Origin of the sequence: Streptococcus sp. CF8_St5-11, from assembly GCF_024295625.1 — a bacterium.
In the GTDB taxonomy this organism is placed as follows: Bacteria; Bacillota; Bacilli; order Lactobacillales; family Streptococcaceae; genus Streptococcus.
In genome coordinates, this window is record NZ_JANCOJ010000002.1 from 499,351 (window position 1) to 519,359 (window position 20,009).

At 42.3% G+C, this 20,009-nt stretch carries 21 protein-coding genes; 19 read left to right on the forward strand and 2 right to left on the reverse strand.

Annotated features, from left to right (window positions below):
- Positions 1–48: 48 nt before the first annotated feature.
- Positions 49–1,392 carry an MATE family efflux transporter gene (locus NMM13_RS06245; RefSeq protein ID WP_049515622.1) on the forward strand — a complete coding sequence of 448 codons (1,344 nt, stop codon included), beginning with the start codon at positions 49–51 and terminating at the stop codon, positions 1,390–1,392.
- 126 nt (positions 1,393–1,518) lie between these two features.
- On the forward strand, positions 1,519–3,237 hold the full coding sequence (gene ilvD / locus NMM13_RS06250) for a dihydroxy-acid dehydratase (RefSeq protein ID WP_254728121.1): 1,719 nt from the start codon (positions 1,519–1,521) through the stop codon (positions 3,235–3,237).
- Positions 3,238–3,297: 60 nt separating this feature from the next.
- Here ilvD and NMM13_RS06255 read toward each other — a convergent pair whose 3' ends face one another.
- Complete coding sequence (locus NMM13_RS06255) at positions 3,298–3,480, reverse strand: 4-oxalocrotonate tautomerase (protein WP_001117401.1); 183 nt, start codon at positions 3,478–3,480, stop codon at positions 3,298–3,300.
- Positions 3,481–3,594: 114 nt separating this feature from the next.
- Between NMM13_RS06255 and NMM13_RS06260 the strand changes: the two genes are divergently transcribed.
- The 9 genes from NMM13_RS06260 (at position 3,595) to NMM13_RS06300 (ending at position 11,332) form a co-directional block, all read left to right on the forward strand.
- Entirely contained in the window at positions 3,595–4,179 is a 585-nt protein-coding gene (locus tag NMM13_RS06260) for a thymidine kinase (protein ID WP_254728123.1), read from the forward strand.
- 21 nt (positions 4,180–4,200) lie between these two features.
- Positions 4,201–4,674, forward strand: a complete 474-nt coding sequence (locus NMM13_RS06265; RefSeq protein WP_254728124.1) for a GNAT family N-acetyltransferase — start codon at positions 4,201–4,203, stop codon at positions 4,672–4,674.
- Between the two features lie 15 nt (positions 4,675–4,689).
- Positions 4,690–5,769: a peptide chain release factor 1 gene (gene prfA / locus NMM13_RS06270; RefSeq protein ID WP_049515614.1), complete on the forward strand. Its 1,080-nt coding sequence runs from the start codon at positions 4,690–4,692 to the stop codon at positions 5,767–5,769.
- On the forward strand, positions 5,769–6,605 hold the full coding sequence (gene prmC / locus NMM13_RS06275) for a peptide chain release factor N(5)-glutamine methyltransferase (RefSeq protein WP_254728125.1): 837 nt from the start codon (positions 5,769–5,771) through the stop codon (positions 6,603–6,605). The genes prfA and prmC overlap by 1 nt, the downstream gene beginning before the upstream one ends.
- A complete protein-coding gene (locus NMM13_RS06280) occupies positions 6,592–7,206 on the forward strand; it encodes an L-threonylcarbamoyladenylate synthase (protein WP_254728126.1) in 615 nt (204 codons plus the stop codon). The genes prmC and NMM13_RS06280 overlap by 14 nt, the downstream gene beginning before the upstream one ends.
- A 35-nt stretch (positions 7,207–7,241) precedes the next feature.
- A complete protein-coding gene (gene glyA / locus NMM13_RS06285; protein ID WP_254728128.1) occupies positions 7,242–8,498 on the forward strand; it encodes a serine hydroxymethyltransferase in 1,257 nt (418 codons plus the stop codon).
- Between the two features lie 8 nt (positions 8,499–8,506).
- A complete protein-coding gene (locus NMM13_RS06290) occupies positions 8,507–9,481 on the forward strand; it encodes a nucleoid-associated protein (RefSeq protein ID WP_129299266.1) in 975 nt (324 codons plus the stop codon).
- Positions 9,481–10,083: a lysozyme family protein gene (locus tag NMM13_RS06295; RefSeq protein ID WP_003007284.1), complete on the forward strand. Its 603-nt coding sequence runs from the start codon at positions 9,481–9,483 to the stop codon at positions 10,081–10,083. The genes NMM13_RS06290 and NMM13_RS06295 overlap by 1 nt, the downstream gene beginning before the upstream one ends.
- Before the next feature lie 238 nt (positions 10,084–10,321).
- Entirely contained in the window at positions 10,322–11,332 is a 1,011-nt protein-coding gene (locus tag NMM13_RS06300; RefSeq protein WP_214259895.1) for a DUF1002 domain-containing protein, read from the forward strand.
- A gap of 171 nt (positions 11,333–11,503) precedes the next feature.
- On the opposite strand, the gene guaA is transcribed toward NMM13_RS06300, so the two are convergent.
- Positions 11,504–13,069: a glutamine-hydrolyzing GMP synthase gene (gene guaA, locus NMM13_RS06305; RefSeq protein ID WP_070674125.1), complete on the reverse strand. Its 1,566-nt coding sequence runs from the start codon at positions 13,067–13,069 to the stop codon at positions 11,504–11,506.
- 128 nt (positions 13,070–13,197) lie between these two features.
- Between guaA and NMM13_RS06310 the strand changes: the two genes are divergently transcribed.
- The 8 genes from NMM13_RS06310 (at position 13,198) to NMM13_RS06345 (ending at position 20,006) form a co-directional block, all read left to right on the forward strand.
- On the forward strand, positions 13,198–13,896 hold the full coding sequence (locus tag NMM13_RS06310) for a GntR family transcriptional regulator (RefSeq protein ID WP_003007291.1): 699 nt from the start codon (positions 13,198–13,200) through the stop codon (positions 13,894–13,896).
- 237 nt (positions 13,897–14,133) lie between these two features.
- Entirely contained in the window at positions 14,134–15,411 is a 1,278-nt protein-coding gene (locus NMM13_RS06315; RefSeq protein WP_223324701.1) for a glycosyltransferase, read from the forward strand.
- A complete protein-coding gene (locus tag NMM13_RS06320) occupies positions 15,408–16,385 on the forward strand; it encodes an NAD(P)-dependent oxidoreductase (protein WP_254728130.1) in 978 nt (325 codons plus the stop codon). The genes NMM13_RS06315 and NMM13_RS06320 overlap by 4 nt, the downstream gene beginning before the upstream one ends.
- The gene (locus tag NMM13_RS06325; RefSeq protein ID WP_070674135.1) at positions 16,360–17,187 is read left to right on the forward strand and encodes an MBL fold metallo-hydrolase; all 828 of its coding nucleotides are present in this window, start codon (positions 16,360–16,362) and stop codon (positions 17,185–17,187) included. The genes NMM13_RS06320 and NMM13_RS06325 overlap by 26 nt, the downstream gene beginning before the upstream one ends.
- Positions 17,153–18,418, forward strand: a complete 1,266-nt coding sequence (locus NMM13_RS06330) for a F390 synthetase-related protein (RefSeq protein WP_254728132.1) — start codon at positions 17,153–17,155, stop codon at positions 18,416–18,418. Before NMM13_RS06325 ends, NMM13_RS06330 begins: the two co-directional genes overlap by 35 nt.
- Before the next feature lie 12 nt (positions 18,419–18,430).
- A complete protein-coding gene (locus tag NMM13_RS06335) occupies positions 18,431–19,375 on the forward strand; it encodes a 3-oxoacyl-[acyl-carrier-protein] synthase III C-terminal domain-containing protein (RefSeq protein WP_254728134.1) in 945 nt (314 codons plus the stop codon).
- Between the two features lie 80 nt (positions 19,376–19,455).
- Positions 19,456–19,788 carry a putative DNA-binding protein gene (locus NMM13_RS06340; protein WP_003001435.1) on the forward strand — a complete coding sequence of 111 codons (333 nt, stop codon included), beginning with the start codon at positions 19,456–19,458 and terminating at the stop codon, positions 19,786–19,788.
- A gap of 2 nt (positions 19,789–19,790) precedes the next feature.
- Entirely contained in the window at positions 19,791–20,006 is a 216-nt protein-coding gene (locus tag NMM13_RS06345; RefSeq protein WP_037606554.1) for a hypothetical protein, read from the forward strand.
- The last annotated feature ends 3 nt before the right edge of the window (positions 20,007–20,009 follow it).

A 20,009-nucleotide genomic window follows, 5' to 3' on the forward strand; every position in this document is an offset into this window, starting at 1 on the left:
AGAGTGGAAGAGGAGAAAATCTTATTTGATGAGAAGAGAGTTAGAATCATGTATTTAACCTATCACTTTAAAGAACGCTTGCGCTTGTTTTTGAGTCTGTTTTTGCCGATTTTGATCTACCAATTGGCCAATTATTCAGCCAGCTTTGTCGATACAGCCATGACCGGTCAGTACCGGACCCTTGATTTGGCTGGGGTTTCTACAGCTACCAGTCTGTGGAACCCATTTTTTACTTTCCTGACCGGGATTGTCTCTGCTCTGACACCGATTGTCGGGCATCACTTAGGTAAGGGAAATAAAGAACGGATTGCTGGCGATTTTTACCAATTCCTCTATATGTCATTTGCTATGGCCATTCTCTTAATAGGCTTTGTCTGGGGGATTGCGCCAATGATTCTCAAGCAGATCGGCTTAGAAAATGTTGTTGCTCAAATAGCCATTCGCTACTTATATTTCCTTTCTCTAGGAATCTTACCCTTGTTGCTCTTTAGTATCGTGCGGACCTTCCTTGATACGTTGGGAATGACGCGTTTATCGATGTACTTGATGCTCTTGCTCTTGCCTTTGAATGCTTGTTTTAACTATATCCTGATCTATGGAGCATTTGGTTTTCCTGAGATGGGAGGAGCGGGAGCAGGTCTTGGAACCTCTCTGGCCTACTGGGTCTTGCTGGCTATTGCAGTTTTGATCTTGTGCAAGCACCCTAAGGTAGCATCTTTCCAATTGTGGAAGCCACAACCTTATGATTTTAAAGGGATGAAAGAAGTATTGCGCCTTGGGCTTCCAATCGGTGGAATTGTTTTTGCAGAAGTCATCATCTTCTCGCTGGTTGGCCTGTTAATGGCAAAATTTCCATCACTCACCATCGCTAGTCACCAATCGGCCATGAATTTTTCTACCCTGATGTATGCTTTCCCAGTCAGTATCTCGAGCACCATGGCTATTATCGTATCTTACGAATTGGGAGCAGGAAGACCAGAAGTGGTCAAACAATATTGCCGTTTGGGACGGCTGACAGCCTTTGGTTTTGCGATTGTCACCCTCGTCTTTCTTTATACATTCCGCTTCCAACTGGCGGGGCTATACGGCAAGGATCCAGTCTTTGTGCAACAAACAGCGATTTTTATGACCTATAGCCTCTTTTTCCAAGTAGCTGATACTTTTGCAGCACCCCTGCAAGGGATTTTGCGGGGTTATAAGGATACAACTGTTCCATTCTTATTAGGTGTCTTTAGTTATTGGTGTATCTCTATCCCACTGGGGATTTTTCTTGACCATGTGACCAACCTTGGTCCATACGCCTATTGGATCGGTCTTATTTCTAGCCTAGTCGTGAGTGGAATTTGTTACCAACTTCGGCTCTGGCAGATCGAAAAAAAGCAAACAAACTAAAATGAAGTCTGGGAAACCAGGCTTTTTATGTACCGTAAATAGTATAAATTTTCTGAAAGTTCTTGACAATTGATGTCAAAGTGGTAAGATTAGGAGGTAGAAATGAAGAACTAGAAGGAGAACAAGATGAGAAGTGATATGATCAAAATGGGGATCGACCGAGCACCAGCGCGTGGTCTCCTTTATGCAACAGGGCAAGTAAAATCAGCAAAGGATATGCAAAAGCCCTTTATTGCGATTTGTAACTCCTATATTGATATCGTTCCAGGGCATGTTCATCTGCGTGAATTAGCGGATATTGCTAAGGAAGCTATTCGCGAGGCTGGTGGGATTCCTTTTGAATTTAATACCATCGGTGTCGATGACGGAATCGCTATGGGCCATATCGGGATGCGTTATAGTTTGCCATCTCGCGAATTGATTGCTGATACTGCTGAAACGGTCATCAATGCCCACTGGTTTGACGGTGTTTTCTATATTCCCAACTGTGACAAGATTACACCAGGAATGATTTTGGCAGCCATGCGGACCAATGTGCCTGCTGTATTTTGTTCTGGTGGACCTATGAAGGGTGGCGTTGACATGACGGGGCATCAAGCGACTCTCTCCAGTTTGTTTGAAGCAGTAGGGACTTATCAAGCTGGTGATATGAGCATGGATGAGCTGGATTTCTTGGAAAAAAATGCCTGTCCAACTTGTGGCTCTTGCTCTGGTATGTTTACCGCCAATTCCATGAACTGTTTGATGGAAGTATTAGGCCTTGCTCTTCCAGGAAATGGTACTATCCTAGCTGTTTCAGATGAACGCCGTGAATTGGTTCGCCAAGCAGCCAAACAATTGGTTGAGAATATTAAAAAGGATATCCGTCCACGGGATATTGTGACTAAAGAAGCTATCGATGATGCCTTTGCGCTTGATATGGCCATGGGTGGTTCAACTAATACTGTTCTCCATACGCTTGCGATTGCGCGTGAGGCAGGGATTGACTATGATCTCAAAGATATCAACGAAATTGCCAAGAGGACACCTTATCTCTCTAAAATTGCACCTTCAAGTGTCTACACTATGCATGATGTGCACGAAGCTGGTGGTGTTCCAGCCATTATCAATCAGTTGATCAAAAAAGGTGCTATTAAGGGTGATCGTATTACAGTTACTGGTAAAACCTTGAAAGAAAACGTAGCTGGTGCGGAAATCAAAAATGAAGAAATCATCCATCCAATTGAGCATCCTATCTCACCAGTTGGTGGTTTGTCTATCCTTTACGGAAATATTGCTCAAGATGGGGCGGTCATCAAGGTCGGTGGCGTCGATCCGTCTGTGACCACTTTCCGCGGTAAGGCTATTTGTTGCGATTCACAAGATCAAGCCCTTGAGTTGATTGACAATGGAACAGTCAAGAAGGGACATGTCGTTGTCATTCGTTACGAAGGTCCTCAGGGTGGTCCTGGTATGCCAGAAATGTTGGCACCAACTTCTAAGATTGTCGGACGCGGTCTTGGTAAGGATGTGGCTCTCATTACGGATGGTCGTTTCTCAGGAGCTACTCGTGGGATTGCGATTGGTCACGTTTCTCCAGAAGCAGCAGAAGGTGGTAATATCGCCTTAATCGAAGATGGGGATGAAATCGTGATTGATCTTCCAAATCGTACTCTTGATTTGCTTGTCGATGATGGAACGCTTGAAGAACGCCGTAAACACTTGAAACCTTTCAAATCTAAGATTTCAAGCGGATGGTTGCGCCGCTACACTGCATTTGCTAAATCAGCTAATGTCGGTGGAACTCTGATGAGTGATGAAGAATTTGAAGAACGTAAAGCAGAACGTCAAGCACAAGAAAAATAAAACAAAAACCTTTCCTGCTATGTGTTATCACAAGCAAGAAAGGTTTTTCTAGTGGAAATATTATTTGGTGCGCATTTCACCTTGAGGGAAGTAGGTTCCTTCAGGCATATCATTAATGATAACGTGAACAGCTGACTGAGGAGCGCCAGTATTGCGGACAACAGCCTCCGTTACTTCTTTAGCGAGGGCTTTCTTTTGTTCCAAAGTGCGTCCTTCAAATAGATCAATTCGTACAAATGGCATATGGCCACCTCCTAAATTTTTTATAGGACTATTTTATCACATTTTGGGATACAAAGGTCAGCAAAATTATGGTAAAATGATAATGAAACACATTTTAGAGAGAACAGAAGGAAAATGGCACAATTATATTATAAATATGGGACCATGAACTCGGGGAAAACCATTGAGATTTTGAAGGTGGCCCATAATTATGAAGAGCAAGGTAAGAGCGTCGTCATCATGACCTCAGCAATCGATACGCGTGATGGATTTGGAGTTGTTTCTAGCCGGATTGGTATGAAACGGGAAGCCGTTGCAATTGAAGACGAAACCGATATCTTTGGCTTTATTAAAAACCAAGCAATCAAACCTTACTGTGTCTTAATCGATGAAGCTCAGTTTTTGAAACGCCACCATGTCTATGATCTGGCAAGAGTCGTTGATGAACTGGATGTGCCGGTGATGGCTTTTGGCCTCAAAAATGATTTTCGAAATGAACTCTTTGAGGGCTCTAAACACCTCCTCTTGTTAGCGGACAAGATCGAGGAAATCAAAACCATCTGCCAATACTGTTCCCGTAAGGCGACCATGGTCTTGCGCACCCAAGCGGGCAAACCTGTCTACGACGGAGAGCAGATCCAGATCGGCGGACACGAGACCTATATCTCGGTTTGCCGCAAGCATTATTTTAATCCGGACATACCAACTGAAAGCATCTAGAACGTTTTAGAGAGGATAATAATGTCTATTTGTTTAAAAGATATTACAATAGAGAATTATTTTGACGTTTTAAATCTAGAAGTTCATCCAAACCAAAGGAATTTTATTGCATCCAATTCCATTAGTTTAGCTGAAGCCTATGTATATGATAAAAATGGTGATTTTATAGCTCCCTTAGCAGTTTATGATAAGGAAGTATTAGTTGGTTTTGTTATGATTGCCTATGACCGGAAAATTGGGATCAGTAAGGGGAACTACTTGTTATTTCGTTTTATGATCGATAAACGATTTCAAGGTTTAGGCTATTTTAAACCGACTATGGATGCAGTCATTGACTTTGTTCGAACAGAGCCAGCTGGAAAAGCAACAAGTCTTTGGTTATCTTATGAACCGGAAAATAATCAAGCGAGATCTTGCTATCTCCATTATGGATTTAAAGAAACTGGCCAAGTCATAGAAGACGAAATTGTAGCAATCTATGATCTAACAACCTAGAATTAAGGAGCAAACATGAATATCTATGATCAACTACAAGCTGTAGAAGACCGATACGAAGAGTTAGGGGAATTATTGAGTGACCCTGATGTGGTCTCTGATACCAAGCGTTTTATGGAGCTTTCAAAAGAAGAGGCTTCCACTCGCGACACGGTGACAGCCTACCGAGAGTACAAGCAAGTGCTTCAAAATATCGTTGATGCTGAAGAAATGATCAAGGAAGCAGGCGGCGATACAGATTTGGAAGAAATGGCCAAGCAAGAGCTGAAAGATGCCAAGGCTGAAAAAGAAGAGTACGAAGAAAAACTGAAGATCTTACTTCTTCCAAAAGATCCAAACGATGACAAGAACATTATCTTGGAAATTCGTGGAGCAGCAGGAGGGGACGAAGCGCAGTTATTTGCTGGCGACCTCTTGCAGATGTATCAAAAATACGCGGAAAGCCAAGGTTGGCGCTTTGAGGTCATGGAAGCCTCTTACAATGGCGTTGGCGGGATCAAAGAAGTAGTGGCCATGGTTTCTGGTCAATCGGTCTACTCGAAACTCAAGTATGAATCTGGTGCCCACCGGGTACAACGGGTCCCTGTGACTGAAAGCCAAGGTCGTGTCCATACCTCTACAGCAACTGTTCTGGTCATGCCAGAAATTGAAGAAGTTGAATACGACATTGATCCAAAAGACCTTCGGATTGACATTTACCACGCATCTGGTGCGGGTGGACAGAACGTCAACAAGGTTGCAACAGCCGTTCGTATCGTCCACTTGCCAACCAATATCAAGGTAGAGATGCAGGAAGAACGGACGCAACAAAAGAACCGTGAAAAAGCCATGAAGATCATCCGTGCGCGTGTGGCTGACCACTTTGCCCAGATTGCCCAAGATGAGCAAGACGCTGAGCGGAAGTCAACTATCGGTACTGGTGACCGTTCAGAGCGGATCCGGACTTATAACTTCCCTCAAAACCGTGTGACTGATCACCGGATTGGCTTGACCCTTCAAAAACTGGATACTATCTTATCTGGTAAATTAGATGAAGTGGTCGATGCTTTGGTCTTGTATGATCAAACACAAAAACTAGAAGAGTTGAATAAATAATGTTGTTGGGATCATTATTAGCCCAGTATGAAGAAGAATTAATAGCCGTTGGAGAGGAAGCAGAAAGCCTCTCCTTCGCGTATCGAGCTTTAAAAAACTGGACCTTTACAGACTTTGTCCTTGCCTTGCAAAAAGAAGTGGAAGTAGAGGATCAGGACTTGCTTCTATCCATCTTTGAGCAGTTGAAACATCACATCCCTGCCCAATATATTATTGGTAGCGCAGATTTTTTTGGCCATATTTTTACAGTTGATGAGCGCGTGCTGATTCCACGCACAGAGACTGAGGAGTTGGTCGCTCTCATACTTGAGGAAAACGATGGGGAAGCCTTAAGAGTTCTGGATATTGGAACAGGAAGTGGTGCCATTGCCATTAGCATAGCCCTTGCTAAACCTAACTGGAAGATTCAAGCTAGTGATGTGTCAGAGGAGGCCTTAGCCCTAGCTCAAAAAAATGCCCAGCAGTTAGAAGCAATCCTTGATTTTAAGTATTCTGATGTTCTGGATCATCTAGAAGGTCCATACGACTTGATTGTTTCCAATCCACCCTATATCTCACGTAATGATCTAGAAGAAGTCGGAGCCAATGTATTAGCCTCTGAACCTCACTTAGCTCTCTTTGCAGACCGTGATGGATATGCTATCTACGAAAAGATTGCTCAGCAAGCGCCAAGTGTTTTAACACCAGAAGGAAAGATCTATCTAGAAATTGGCTATAAGCAAGGAAGCAAGGTAAAAGAGCTTTTTCAAGAGGCATTTCCCAACAAACAAGTTCGAGTTTTGAAAGACCAATTTGGACAAGATAGAATGGTAGTAGTAGACAATGGATCACATTGAGAAAGAATTAGAAGCAGGACGTGCGGTTATTCTGCCAACTGAAACAGTCTATGGTATTTTCGCTAAAGCTTTGGATCAAGAGGCAGTTGATTATATTTACGAATTAAAACGTAGACATAGAGAGAAAGCCCTGAACTTGAATGTAGCAGATGAAGAAGATATTCGAATTTATTCGAAGAACCAGCCTAGCTATCTAACAAAACTGATTAAATCATTTTTACCTGGGCCATTAACCATTATTCTTCAAGCAAATGAAAAGGTGCCTGACTGGATTCATTCAGGGATGTCTACGGTTGGCTTTCGGATGCCAGCCCATCCAAAGACATTGGAATTAATTCGTAAATATGGTCCTTTAGTTGGTCCTTCTGCAAATCTATCTGGACATGCTAGCGGAACAAAGTATGAAGCTATTGTAAAAGAATTTGATCAGCTAATTCCTGGCTTTGAGGACGATGCTTTCCTTACTGGGCAAGATTCGACTATCCTAGATATTTCTGGTTCCAAAGCGAGGATTTTACGACAAGGTTCTATTACGAAAGCTGACTTGCTTGCACAAGTGCCCGAGCTTTCTTTTGAGGAAGATGACCTTCCTCTGTCATAATGTATAAAAAAAATTATTTAATAAGGAGTAGACCTATGATTTTTGATAAAGAAGATTACAAAGCCTATGATGCAGACCTATGGAATGCTATTTCCAAAGAAGAGGAACGCCAACAAAACAATATCGAGTTGATTGCTTCTGAAAATGTCGTCTCTAAGGCGGTTATGGCAGCGCAAGGGTCTATTCTGACCAATAAATATGCAGAAGGTTATCCAGGTCGCCGTTACTACGGTGGGACTGATGTTGTAGACATCGTCGAAAGCCTGGCCATCGAACGCGCTAAGGAAATCTTTGGGGCTAAGTTTGCCAATGTTCAACCCCACTCAGGGAGCCAAGCCAACTGTGCTGCCTATATGGCCTTGATTGAGCCTGGAGACACTGTTATGGGGATGGACTTAGCTGCCGGTGGGCATTTGACTCACGGAGCTTCTGTGAGCTTCTCAGGGCAAACTTATAACTTTGTGTCCTATAGTGTAGATTCGGAAACAGAACTCTTGGATTTTGACGCCATCTTAAAACAAGCCCAAGAAGTCAAACCAAAACTCATAGTTGCTGGTGCCTCAGCATACTCTCACATTATTGATTTTTCAAAATTCCGTGAAATTGCTGATGCGGTAGGAGCTAAGCTCATGGTTGATATGGCCCATATTGCTGGTCTAGTTGCAGCAGGTCTTCACCCAAGTCCAGTTCCTTATGCCCATATCACGACAACAACCACTCACAAGACCCTTCGTGGTCCTCGTGGTGGCTTGATCCTGACAAATGATGAAGATTTGGCTAAGAAGATCAATTCTGCCATCTTCCCTGGTATCCAAGGAGGACCTTTGGAGCATGTCGTTGCTGCTAAAGCAGTCGCTTTTAAAGAAGCGCTTGATCCTGCCTTTAAAGAGTATGCCGCTAACGTGATTAAAAACAGTCAGGCCATGGCTGATGTCTTCTTGCAAGATCCTGATTTCCGTGTCATTTCAGGCGGAACTGAGAACCACCTTTTCCTTGTCGATGTGACGAAAGTTGTTGAAAATGGGAAAGTGGCGCAAAACTTACTGGACGAGGTCAACATTACCCTCAACAAGAACTCTATTCCTTATGAAACCTTGTCTCCATTTAAGACCAGTGGGATTCGGATTGGTGCAGCAGCCATCACTGCTCGCGGTTTTGGTGAAAAAGAAAGTCGCACCGTTGCTGAACTCATGATCAAAGCGTTGAAGAATGCATACAAGCACGAAGTATTAGAAGAGGTGCGTGCTCAAGTCAAAGCCTTGACAGATGCCTTCCCACTTTACGAGGACTAAATCATCTTATGGATATTTACGTAAAGAAAGCCATCATTCATCAATTCAGCCCAGATGATACCGATCTCTATTTGGCAGATAAATTGCTCAATATCACGCCTAAAATCGAGGAATACTTGCGTAAGAAGATTGAACGGGTTTATTCTGATGAAGCAAGGACCGGTATTTTCGAAGAGGACAATCCTTTTCTTGAGATGATCTCAGATGACCTACTTGAAACTTCGGTCGCAGTAGCGAATCGCTGGAAGGAAGAATTTGTCGTCTCTGAGAATCAAAAGACCAACGATTTGGTGTTCATTCAATTCTCAAAAGAAGGGGTGGACCATTTTGCCTTTCTTCGGATCGCCTTACGGGAAACCCTGACGCATCTTGGTGGTGAAGTGGATAATCCGATTAAGCTGACGCAAAATAATCTACCTGGTTTTGGGACTGGTGCTGATGAGGCCTTGGTCATCAATCTTCAAAGTCGCAAATACCACTTGATTGAAAAACGGATCAAGTACAACGGGACTTTCTTGAACTATTTTTCTGAGAATCTGTTGCAGGCGCAACCCAAGATCTCTCCTAAAAAATCGATCAAGGCACTAGAAAAAACAGCCCAGAAGATTGCGGAAAGCTTTAATACAGATGATTTTCAATTTCAATCAAAGGTTAAATCAGCTATTTTCAATCATATCGAAGAAGAAAATAAACTCTCTCCAGAGAAATTAGCAGATGATCTCTTTGACGATAATTTGACAGCTCGCCTCAGTTTTATTGACCAAGTCAAAGAAGCTGTACCTGAACCTGTCACTTTTGAAGAAATTGATGCAAGTCGTCAGTTGAAGAAGTTCGAAAATCAGAAATTGTCATTGTCAAATGGAATTGAACTGATCGTTCCGAATAATGTCTATGAAGATGCAGAATCTGTTGAATTTATTCTAAACGAGAATGGGACTTATTCTATTTTGATCAAAAATATTGAGGATATACAGAGTAAATAATGATTAAACGTATAGTGAAGATCTTCTTATTCATCTTACTAATATTTGGAATCTACAAGGGAATTCAGATCCACCATGATGTCAAACAAGTCATGCAGTACCGCTCCCTGGTTAGAGAAGTCCTTGCTGAAGAGGACACCACGGCCAATGAAAACCTCATTCTTGCTATGATCTATACTGAGACCAAAGGTCGAGAGGACGATGTCATGCAGGCAAGTGAGAGTGCAAGTGGTGAAACCAATACCATTAGTGATAATAAGGCCAGTATTCGCCAAGGTATTCAGACTCTTTCAGATGAGTTAAAAGAAGCCAAGAAAAAAGGCGTTGATAGCTGGACAGCCGTTCAAGCCTATAATTTCGGGAAAGACTACATTGATTATGTGGCTAAACACGGTGGGACAAATTCCCTAGAGTTGGCCCGAGCTTATTCACGGGATGTAGTAGCGCCAAGTCTTGGCAATGTAACCGGTGAAACTTATCTTTACCTCCACCCTATCTCTCTTTTAAACGGGATGGAACTCTACATTAATGGGGGGAACATTTATTATTCTCGTTTAGTAGAAACCAATATGACGATTATGAAGTTATTTTCATGGTTTTAATCATTTTCCAGAGAGCCAATTGGCTCTTTTTTAAGCTGATCAGTTCTGCCTCCGGTTTTTAGGGAAAATAAAAATGTCATGCATTCTTAAAAAAACTGTAAGCTAGTTTTAAGAAATCAACTGTATAATGAAAATCGAAGTGGGTAAACTCTTTATTTACTTCTTTTTTCATCTCTAGTGAGGTAAGAAAGGTAATATGAGATACCCAGAGGTAATTTGAATTAGAAAGAAGAAAAAGATGAAATTAAAGAAGATTGCATTGTTTGTAACGACGACTTTGGCTTTGTTTACAGCTGTCCCACGTGTTTCTGCAGATAGCAATGTGCAGAAAGTCATCGATGAAACCTATGTCAAACCAGACTATGTTTTGGGCTATTCACTAGACCAAAGTCAAATCGAACAAACTTTGAGTCTCTTGAACTACGATAGTTCGAAAGATAAAGAAGAGTGGAAGACCATGACACCAGAGGTTTATTCTTCGATTATGAACGTTGCCAACGATGATAGTTTGGAACTTTATTCCTCTGTTAAAATTCAAAAATTGGGCAAAAATAAGCCACTAGAAGTGAATATCGTGACACCTCAAAACATCACCAAGGTCACTGCAGATATGTATCGTAATGCAGCCGTTACACTTGGATTGCAGCATGCTCAAATTACAGTAGCTTCTCCTATACAGGTGACTGGTGAAAGTGCCTTGGCTGGTATTTATTACTCGCTTGAGAAAAATGGTGCCAAGGTTTCTCAAGAAAGCAAAGATCTGGCCCAAGAAGAGTTAAAAACTCTATCCGGGATCAATGAAGAAAACGCTGGTAAGAAAAACTTCGATGCTGATAAGTTAAACGTAGCATTGACCGACATTAAAACAGCAGTAGCCAATGCCAAACAGAATAATCAGGATTTAAGCAAGGATGATATTCGAAAGATCGTCGAAGAAACCCTGAAAAATTATAAGTTAGATACAACTGTGACGGGTAACCAAGTCAATTTGATCGTAAATTTCGCAGTCAACCTTTCAAAGAGTAGCGTCATTAGCAGCAAAAGCTTTACGAAGACCTTGTCGGATCTGAAAGATAGTATCGTAGACAAGGCAGGTGATACCTTTAATAATATCAATCTCAATTTTGATACAAATGCTATTCTAAAAGACAGTGGAAACTTCTTTACAAATGCGTGGAATGCCATTGCCGGATTCTTCGGAGCCATCTGGAATGCCATCGTCAAATTTTTTAGTGGATTAGTTGGATAAAAATAGTACGAAAGCACTCCTGACAAGAAGTCAGAGTGCTTTTTGTGTGATTTCCTATTTTTATACTTAATTAGATATTTTATGTTAGGCTCGTGAATCAAGGTCCCCCGGACCTTTAACTCGCTCTGTTATTTCTAAGCTCGTAAAAAAAAGGTCCCCCGGACCTTTTTTTTATTCCCACTCTACAGTTGCAGGTGGTTTACTTGTGATATCGTAGACGATGCGGTTGACGTGGTCAACTTCGTTTACGATACGAACTGAGATTTTTTGGAGGACTTCCCATGGAATCTTCGCAAAGTCAGCTGTCATTCCGTCGATAGAAGTGATAGCACGAATGGCAATAGTGTAGTCGTAGGTACGGCCGTCTCCCATAACCCCAACAGAACGAACGCCTGTGTTAACAGTGAAGTATTGCCAGATATCCCGGTCAAGACCAGCTTTAGCGATTTCTTCACGCAAGATAGCGTCTGATTCACGAACGGTTTCGAGTTTTTCTTCAGTGATTTCTCCCATAACACGGATGGCAAGACCTGGTCCTGGGAATGGTTGGCGCCATACGATGTGGTCTGGCATACCAAGCTCAGTACCAAGCGCACGAACTTCATCTTTATAAAGAGTGTTCAGTGGCTCGACCAGTTCAAATTGCATATCTTCTGGAAGTCCACCCACATTGTGGTGAGACTTGATGGTTTGAGCAGTATCCGTACCAGACTCGATCACGTCAGTGTAGAGAGTTCCTTGCGCCAAGAATTTCACATCTTTGAGTTTGCTTGCTTCGTCATCAAAGACATAAACAAACTCGTTCCCGATGATCTTCCGTTTTTGTTCTGGATCAGATACGCCAGCCAATTTGTCTAAGAAACGTTTGGCAGCATCTGCTTTGACGATGTTCAAACCAAACTTGCCACCAAGCATTTCCATCACTTGATCGGCTTCGCCTTTACGAAGAAGACCGTGGTCTACAAAGATACAGATCAATTGATCGCCGATAGCTTTTTGAAGGAGAACCCCAACAACAGAAGAGTCAACACCACCTGAAAGACCAAGAAGGACACGTTTGTCTCCGACGGTTTCACGGATTTTTTTGATCTGCATGTCAATGAAGTTGTCCATGGTCCAGTCACCTTTAGCCCCACAGATGTTCAAGGCAAAGTTACGCAAGATGTCATAACCGTGAACAGAGTGACGAACCTCAGGGTGGAATTGGATTCCATAGATTTTCTTGTCTGGATCTTCAATGGATGCAAATGGACAGTCAGCAGAAGTACCAGTGCGGATAAAGTCAGCCGGAATTTCTGTAACAGCATCTCCATGACTCATCAAGACCAATTGTTTGTCTGGTGTGCCGGCAAAAAGAGCAGAAGACTCTGTCAAAGTCAATTCAGATTGACCATATTCGCGGTTACCAGCATCACCTGCAGGAACGACCTTCCCGCCCAATTTATGGGTCAATAATTGCATCCCGTAACAGATTCCAAGGATTGGAATACCGAGTTCGAAAATTTCAGGATCGATATCAAAAGAACCTTCCTCGTATACAGAGTTTGGTCCGCCTGAAAGAACGATCCCAACTGGATTGATTGCACGAACTTCATCAGCAGAAATCTTGTGGCTCTTCAACTCTGAGAAGACACCAATTTCACGAATCCGACGTGAAATAAGCTGATTGTATTGGCTGCCGTAGTCAAGCACAATGATTTTTTCAACATCATGCAAATCAGTTGATAGGTTTGTCATCTTATCCCCTTCTTAAAGAAATTTACTTTCCTCTATTCTAACACAAAAGCCATGTCTTTACCAATCTCTGATTGAAGAATTAGGAATTTTACGCTACAATAGAGATAACACAGAGAAAGAGCAAGGTTATGATTCCAGCTTACATTCAAATCCATGATCAGATTAAGTCTGAGATTGATCAAAAAATATGGAAAATCGGGGAGCGCCTTCCTAGCGAACGCGATCTGGCTGAGAAATTTCAGGTGAGTCGGATGACGCTGAGGCAGGCTATTACCCTTCTGGTTGAAGAAGGAGTGCTTGAAAGACGAGTAGGAAGTGGCACCTTTATTACCAGCACGCGCGTCCAAGAAAAAATGCGAGGCACAACCAGTTTTACAGAAATTATGAAATCGCAAGGCAAGGAACCTTCTAGCCAAGTGATTTCTTACCGTAAAACCATTCCTAGCCTCCAAGAAGTGGACAAATTGGGCATTGATAAGACAGAAACCATCATTCGGATGGAGCGGGTCCGGTATGCCGATGGGATCCCTGTTGTTTATGAAGTGGCCTCTATTCCAGAGAAATTTATTAAGAATTTCAATCGTGAAGAGGTTACCAGCCATTTCTTCCAAACCTTGGAGCGTCATGGCTATAAGATTGGAAAGTCGCACCAGACCATCTATGCGCGATTGGCCAAGGATAAGATTGCGGAGTACTTACAGATTTCAAAAGGGCAGGCTATTTTAGGTCTGACACAGGTTTCCTATTTTGAAGATGGGACGGCTTTTGAGTATGTAAAAAGTCAGTATGTCGGCGAGCGGTTCGAATTTTATTTAGAAAATAACTAAGCTCGCAAATCGTAAAAATAGAAAACTCTTCAAATGTGTGAGAGGCTCACTCTCTTTGGCATTTGGGAGCTTTTTTTAGGTTGAAGTCATTCTTTCTAAATAGTGATAGTACGGTCAAAAATAAAAGATTTAAAAAAATTTAAAAAATTTTATTTTTTCTTCAATTTTTGATTTTTTTTACGAATTAATAGATAGAAGCTAGTTTTAGATCTAAAAAAAGATATAAGGCAGGAAAAAATGAAAAAAATTAAAATCGATGTGGTAGTTGTTCCCTTGAGTGGGCATCTGTACCCAACTTTAAATCTCGTTAAACCCTTATTAGATGATCCAACTATGGAAATCCGAGTTTTCACGGGTCCTCAGAAAAAAGCCGTCGCAGAAAGTCTCGGCTTCACGGTCGTCCCGATTCTAGAGAACAAAGTAGAAGAATTTGAACGCGCGGCGAATAACGATAAAAAACACAATCTCTTTTCAGCTTATCGGCAATTGTCTAGGAGTCTTGATTTGATTAATCACGTATCGGATCAATTGCTAGAGGAGTGGCGTGTCAACCGTCCAGATATTGTCATTGCTGACTTTATCACTCTATCAGCTGGTTTTGTGGCAGAACAGTTAGAAATTCCTTGGATTACCACCATGGCGACCCAATTTGCAATCGAAACTCCTTATGGTCCTCCTTGCTTCTTCGGAGGGATGGGAGTCGCGCGCACAAAGAAGGAAGAGAAGATCCAAGCACTATGCCGTAAACTCACGCGCATTGGAAAATACTGTGGCGCCTTCCTCTTACGCAAACGCTTAAAACGTTACAATTTCAAGTTGTACAATCAAAATGGAGTGGAGACCATCTACTCTCCTTATGCCATCTTTGGAATTGGTATGATGGAGCTTGAGTTGAAAACACATTTCCCTCATCAATATGCCTGGCTTGGCCCTTTGGGGACTTCTCTTGAAAAAGCTGAAGATTATCCTTTAGATCTCCGTCCTTACGACGACAAGACGAAGGTACTCGTGACATGTGGAACCCAGTTGCCTTGGGCGAAGGAGAATTTGCTAGAACAAACCAAGCATTTGGCCAAAGAGCATCCAGAATGTCACTTTTTCGTCACCTTAGGTGATGGGGCAAAAGACTTTTCTGAAGAAGAAGTAGCACCAAATGTGACGGTTGTCTCATATCTGCCCTACAAAGAATATATTCCGCAGATGGACTATGTCATTCATCATGGAGGAGCTGGAATCTTTTATCAATGTATCGAATTTAAAAAACCAGCCTTGATCTTGCCACATGATTATGACCAATTTGACTATGCGATTCGAGGAGTAGAAGCAGGAATTGCTTTTCAAGCTCATCGCAATCGCACCGAAGAGATTCAAGCAGGTTTCAATGCCCTATTAGAAAAAGAATCTTGGGAAAAGTTAGAGAGACTAAACAAACTTTCAAAAACCTACAAGCCGTTGGACACCTTGGAGTTTGAGATTCAACGGTTATTAAGACGTGGAACGGATGGAAAACTATGAAAATTCTTGTAACAGGTGCGACTGGCTTCCTTGGAAAATATGTGATTGATGAGTTATTGGAACACAACTATTCCATTGTAGCCTTTGGCCGAAACGAAAAAAATGGGAAGGCTCTGGAAGGTGAGCGCGTTCAATTTATCAAAGGGGATTTGACCTCTATTGAGGAATTAAGACAAGCCTTTCAGTCTGTTGATGCTGTAGTTCATGCAGGAGCTTTATCCACTGCCTGGGGACCTTGGAAGGCCTTCTATCAGGCGAATGTAGTTGGCACTCAAAATGTCCTTGAATTGTGCCGTGAATATGCGGTAAAACGCTTGGTTTACGTATCTTCTCCTAGTATTTACGCGGCTGGAAAAGATCAATTAAACATCATGGAAAGTGATGCTCCAAAAGAAAATCACCTCAACAATTATATCCGAAGCAAATTGGTGTCTGAAAAACTTTTTTCTGACTATCCGGATGTGCCAAGTATCATCTTGCGTCCTAGAGGATTATTTGGTGTGGGGGATACCAGTATTTTGCCTCGGGTTTTACGCCTCAGTCGAAAAATTGGAATTCCTTTGATTCGAGGAGGAGAGCAGCTCATGGATATGACCTGCGTGGAAAATGTTGCCCTAGCCATTCGCTTGGCTCTGGAAGCAAAAGAAGCTCACGGACAAGTTTATAATATTACAAATGGGGAACCAAAGTCCTTTAAGTATTTGATCGAAACAACATTAAAGGGATTGGGAGAACCGATTCGCTATCGGAAAATTCCGGCAGGTCTTGTAGCAGGTGCGGCCTATAGCCTTGAAGGGGTATATCGTTTATTCCATCTGAAAGCTGAACCTCCATTGACTCGCTATACCTATTATCTCCTTCGATATAGCCAAACCCTCGATATTCAAAAGGCCCAAACCGAACTTGGCTACTATCCAAAAATGACTATTGAAGAAGGGATTGACAACTATGTCCAACATGATCAAGCGCATTGATTATTTTCCAGCAGGCTATTGTAGCAGTCATTCTGGTCTCTTATTTAAAGGAATTCCAAATGAAAAAATGCAATTTCCTGCAGGTGTCTTTTTGATTCAGCACCGTGAAAAAGGTTATATTTTGTACGATACCGGCTATCACTACGAGATTAAGAAAAAAGCTCGGTATTTCTGGTACCGTCTAGCCACCCCAATGCAGATGAAAAAAGAAGACCAGATCGATTATTTATTGCATGAGCGTGGGATTGACCCGGCATCCATTTCCTATGTGATTCTTTCGCATCTGCACCCTGATCATCTCGGCGGAGCAGCCCTTTTCCCAAATGCTCATTTCTTTGTCACCCAGGAAGTCTATGAGGTGTACCAAAAACCAAAATTTAAGGATCTGATTTTTAAAGAGTTTTTGCCAGCTGACTTCAAGGATCGGGTGACTTGTCTCAAAGCAAATCAAAGGCATCCAGCTTTCCCTTACCGCCCGACTGCGGATCTTTTTGGGGATGGGAGCATTCTTGTTTCGTCCATCGATGGGCATGCGAGAGGGCAAGGCTGTCTTTATCTGGATGAGCTCAAGCTCTTTATTGGAGCAGATCTTTCTTGGGGAGTGGACCTCTTGCCTTACACACGGCAAATGCGACTGATCCCTTCCTTGGTTCAGGATGATAAGAAGGCTTATTTAAAAGGAGCTGATTTTCTGGAGACACTCTTGCAAGATGGTATTCAAGTTGTTGTCAGCCACGACCCGCAAGATCGGATTGAAAGGATTTTAAATGAAAAAAACAGTCTTTCTGAAAACCTTTATTGAAACCAGATGGTGCCACCGATTCCGTTCAAAAGAGGCCTTGAAGCGATACCAAGATAAGCAATTGGCACGCTACCATGCATTTATCACTTCTCAATCTCCCTATTTTCAAACCCATTCTCCCGAATCCTTTGGAACGATGGATAAATCGTTTATGATGACACATTTCAATGAACTCAATACCCTAGGGGTGGATCGAGATCAGGCTTTAGAAATGGCGATTCGCGGAGAACAGACGCGAGATTTTACTGAGATGAATGGAGAAGTAGCAGTAGGCTTGTCTTCTGGAACCTCCGGCCACCGAGGAGTTTTTGTCACCACAGAAAAAGAAAGAAGTATGTGGGCTGCAGCGATTCTAGCTAAGATGCTACCGAAAGGAAAACTGTTTGGTCATCGCATTGCCTTTTTCTTACGAGCGGACAATGAACTCTATCAAACCATTAATTCAGGCCTTATTCGCTTGGAATATTTTGATATTTTCAAGGATAGCAAGGAGCATTTAGAGCGACTCAAAGACTATCAACCAACCATTGTGGTCGCACCAGCTTCAACCTTGATTGAGTTAGCCAACTATGTCAGCAATCAGCAACTTGCGATCCAACCCGTCAAGGTCGTTTCCGTCGCAGAGATCCTAGAAGATCGAGATGCTCAGACCATCACCAAAGCCTTTCAACTAGACAAGGTTGATCAGGTCTACCAAGCGACAGAGGGTTTTTTAGCTTGTACCTGTTCAGAAGGCAATCTACATCTCAACGAAGATATTTTGTATGTCGAAAAAGAGTATCTAGATGATAGCCGCTTTTATCCGATTATTACGGATTTCAAACGAACCAGTCAACCCATCTATCGCTACCGCCTCAATGATATTTTGGTGGAAGAAAAGTCCCCTTGCCCTTGTGGTTCCGTCTTTACTCGAATTGCAAAGATCGAAGGACGATCGGACGATATTTTCTATTTCGAAAAAGAAGATGGCAGTAGCCAGATGATCTATCCGGATTTTATTCGACGGTGCATTCTCTTTGTCGAAAATATTCAGGACTATCAAGTGACTCAGTTGGCAGATGGATCCATTACCATTGCCTTGAGTCACCGGACAGAGTCTATGGAGCAAGCAATCTTTGCTCAATTTGAACTCTTAGCTCAGCAAAAACAATTCATTCTCCCAAGTATTCAATTTATCGATTATCAATGGGACCCAACACGTAAATTAAAACGTGTTCAACGACTTCAATAAAAGGAGAATCCTATGAATACTGTAAAAAGACATTTGCAAATTAAAGGCTATGGAACAGCGCTTCCAGCTCATACCGTGACTTTCAAAGACCAAACTCGTTACCGCGTGAAAGAAGGAGAAGAAACACAGATTGATCTTGCAGCCCGTGCGATCGAAGCTGCTTTAAACCATGCGGGTCTTGAAATGGCAGACATCGACTGCCTGGTTTCGGCTAGTGCAGTTGGTGTTCAGCCCATCCCTTGTACAGCTGCTTTGATCCATGAGCGCGTGGCCAAGGGACTGACGATTCCTGCCATGGATATCAATACTACCTGTACCAGTTTTGTATCAGCCTTAAGCACCATTTCTTATCTGATTGAAGGTGGAGAATACCAACGGGTGCTGATTGTATCTAGTGAAGTAGGAAGCCTAGGGCTTAATCCCAAACAAAAAGAAAGCTTTGAACTGTTTAGCGATGGCGCTGCAGCCTTTATCTTTGAAGCAACAAAGGAAGACAAAGGAATCATTGCTAGCATGCAACGTACCTGGTCTGAGGGAGCCCATGATACCGAGATTCGTGGTGGTTTGACAGCTTATCATCCGAAATTATACTCTGACTCAACCAAGACCGATTTCATGTTTGACATGAAAGGGAAGAAGATTCTCTTACTTTCTGCTCGTGTTATTCCAGAAATGTTCCAAGAATTCCAAGAGAAATCAGGCATTTCTAAAGACGCTGTAGACTATATTATTCCCCACCAAGCTAGCCGGGCCTTGCCACTGGTCATGGACAAATTGGGAGTTGGCAAAGATAAATATCTCAATATTGTCAGCGATTATGGAAATATGGTTTCAGTTGCTGTTCCTTTCGGCCTAGCCTATGCACTGGATCATGGCTATGTGAAGGAAGGAGATACCATCTTCTTGATGGGAACTGCAGCAGGGATGACGGTCAATATGTTGGCGCTGAAACTTTAATGATGAATCCTCTTATTTCAAGCTCAAAAAGCATCAAGTCCCGCTAGTCTTTAGCGGGCTTTTTTGATATAATGAAAGGTATGGAAATTGAGAAAACCAACCGAATGAATGCGCTCTTTGAGTTTTATGCAGCGCTCTTGACGGATAAGCAGATGAACTACATCGAGCTCTACTACGCAGATGACTACAGCTTGGCTGAGATTGCAGAAGAGTTTGGAGTGAGCCGTCAAGCGGTCTATGACAATATTAAACGTACAGAAAAGATTTTGGAAGATTACGAAATGAAACTCCATATGTATTCCGATTACATTGTACGCAGCCAGATTTTTGATCAGATTTTAGAACGCTATCCGGAAGATACTTTTCTACAAGAGCAGGTTGAAATTTTATCAAGCATTGACAATCGGGAGTGATTATGGGCAGTCTCGTCATTTATCAAGGAATACCTTGTAAACTATTAGTCGCAGAGGAAGTATTTCCTACTCGACTACAGATTATCTCGCCCAATGATATCTCCAAAGCTATGCAAATAGGTTTTAGCTGTTGGGGATATCCAAATGAAATCATGAAAGAAGTCACACCCGAAGAACTAGAATGTTTGCAACATTTCGGACGATTTCCACTGAATTGAAAA

Excerpts from the sequence above, each read along its gene's own strand:
- NMM13_RS06245 (WP_049515622.1), top strand. The coding sequence starts at position 49 with ATGTATTTAACCTATCACTTTAAAGAACGCTTGCGCTTGTTTTTGAGT.
- ilvD (WP_254728121.1), top strand. The coding sequence starts at position 1,519 with ATGAGAAGTGATATGATCAAAATGGGGATCGACCGAGCACCAGCGCGT.
- NMM13_RS06255 (WP_001117401.1), bottom strand. The coding sequence starts at position 3,480 with ATGCCATTTGTACGAATTGATCTATTTGAAGGACGCACTTTGGAACAA.
- NMM13_RS06260 (WP_254728123.1), top strand. The coding sequence starts at position 3,595 with ATGGCACAATTATATTATAAATATGGGACCATGAACTCGGGGAAAACC.
- NMM13_RS06265 (WP_254728124.1), top strand. The coding sequence starts at position 4,201 with ATGTCTATTTGTTTAAAAGATATTACAATAGAGAATTATTTTGACGTT.
- prfA (WP_049515614.1), top strand. The coding sequence starts at position 4,690 with ATGAATATCTATGATCAACTACAAGCTGTAGAAGACCGATACGAAGAG.
- prmC (WP_254728125.1), top strand. The coding sequence starts at position 5,769 with ATGTTGTTGGGATCATTATTAGCCCAGTATGAAGAAGAATTAATAGCC.
- NMM13_RS06280 (WP_254728126.1), top strand. The coding sequence starts at position 6,592 with ATGGATCACATTGAGAAAGAATTAGAAGCAGGACGTGCGGTTATTCTG.
- glyA (WP_254728128.1), top strand. The coding sequence starts at position 7,242 with ATGATTTTTGATAAAGAAGATTACAAAGCCTATGATGCAGACCTATGG.
- NMM13_RS06290 (WP_129299266.1), top strand. The coding sequence starts at position 8,507 with ATGGATATTTACGTAAAGAAAGCCATCATTCATCAATTCAGCCCAGAT.
- NMM13_RS06295 (WP_003007284.1), top strand. The coding sequence starts at position 9,481 with ATGATTAAACGTATAGTGAAGATCTTCTTATTCATCTTACTAATATTT.
- NMM13_RS06300 (WP_214259895.1), top strand. The coding sequence starts at position 10,322 with ATGAAATTAAAGAAGATTGCATTGTTTGTAACGACGACTTTGGCTTTG.
- guaA (WP_070674125.1), bottom strand. The coding sequence starts at position 13,069 with ATGACAAACCTATCAACTGATTTGCATGATGTTGAAAAAATCATTGTG.
- NMM13_RS06310 (WP_003007291.1), top strand. The coding sequence starts at position 13,198 with ATGATTCCAGCTTACATTCAAATCCATGATCAGATTAAGTCTGAGATT.
- NMM13_RS06315 (WP_223324701.1), top strand. The coding sequence starts at position 14,134 with ATGAAAAAAATTAAAATCGATGTGGTAGTTGTTCCCTTGAGTGGGCAT.
- NMM13_RS06320 (WP_254728130.1), top strand. The coding sequence starts at position 15,408 with ATGAAAATTCTTGTAACAGGTGCGACTGGCTTCCTTGGAAAATATGTG.
- NMM13_RS06325 (WP_070674135.1), top strand. The coding sequence starts at position 16,360 with ATGTCCAACATGATCAAGCGCATTGATTATTTTCCAGCAGGCTATTGT.
- NMM13_RS06330 (WP_254728132.1), top strand. The coding sequence starts at position 17,153 with ATGAAAAAAACAGTCTTTCTGAAAACCTTTATTGAAACCAGATGGTGC.
- NMM13_RS06335 (WP_254728134.1), top strand. The coding sequence starts at position 18,431 with ATGAATACTGTAAAAAGACATTTGCAAATTAAAGGCTATGGAACAGCG.
- NMM13_RS06340 (WP_003001435.1), top strand. The coding sequence starts at position 19,456 with ATGGAAATTGAGAAAACCAACCGAATGAATGCGCTCTTTGAGTTTTAT.
- NMM13_RS06345 (WP_037606554.1), top strand. The coding sequence starts at position 19,791 with ATGGGCAGTCTCGTCATTTATCAAGGAATACCTTGTAAACTATTAGTC.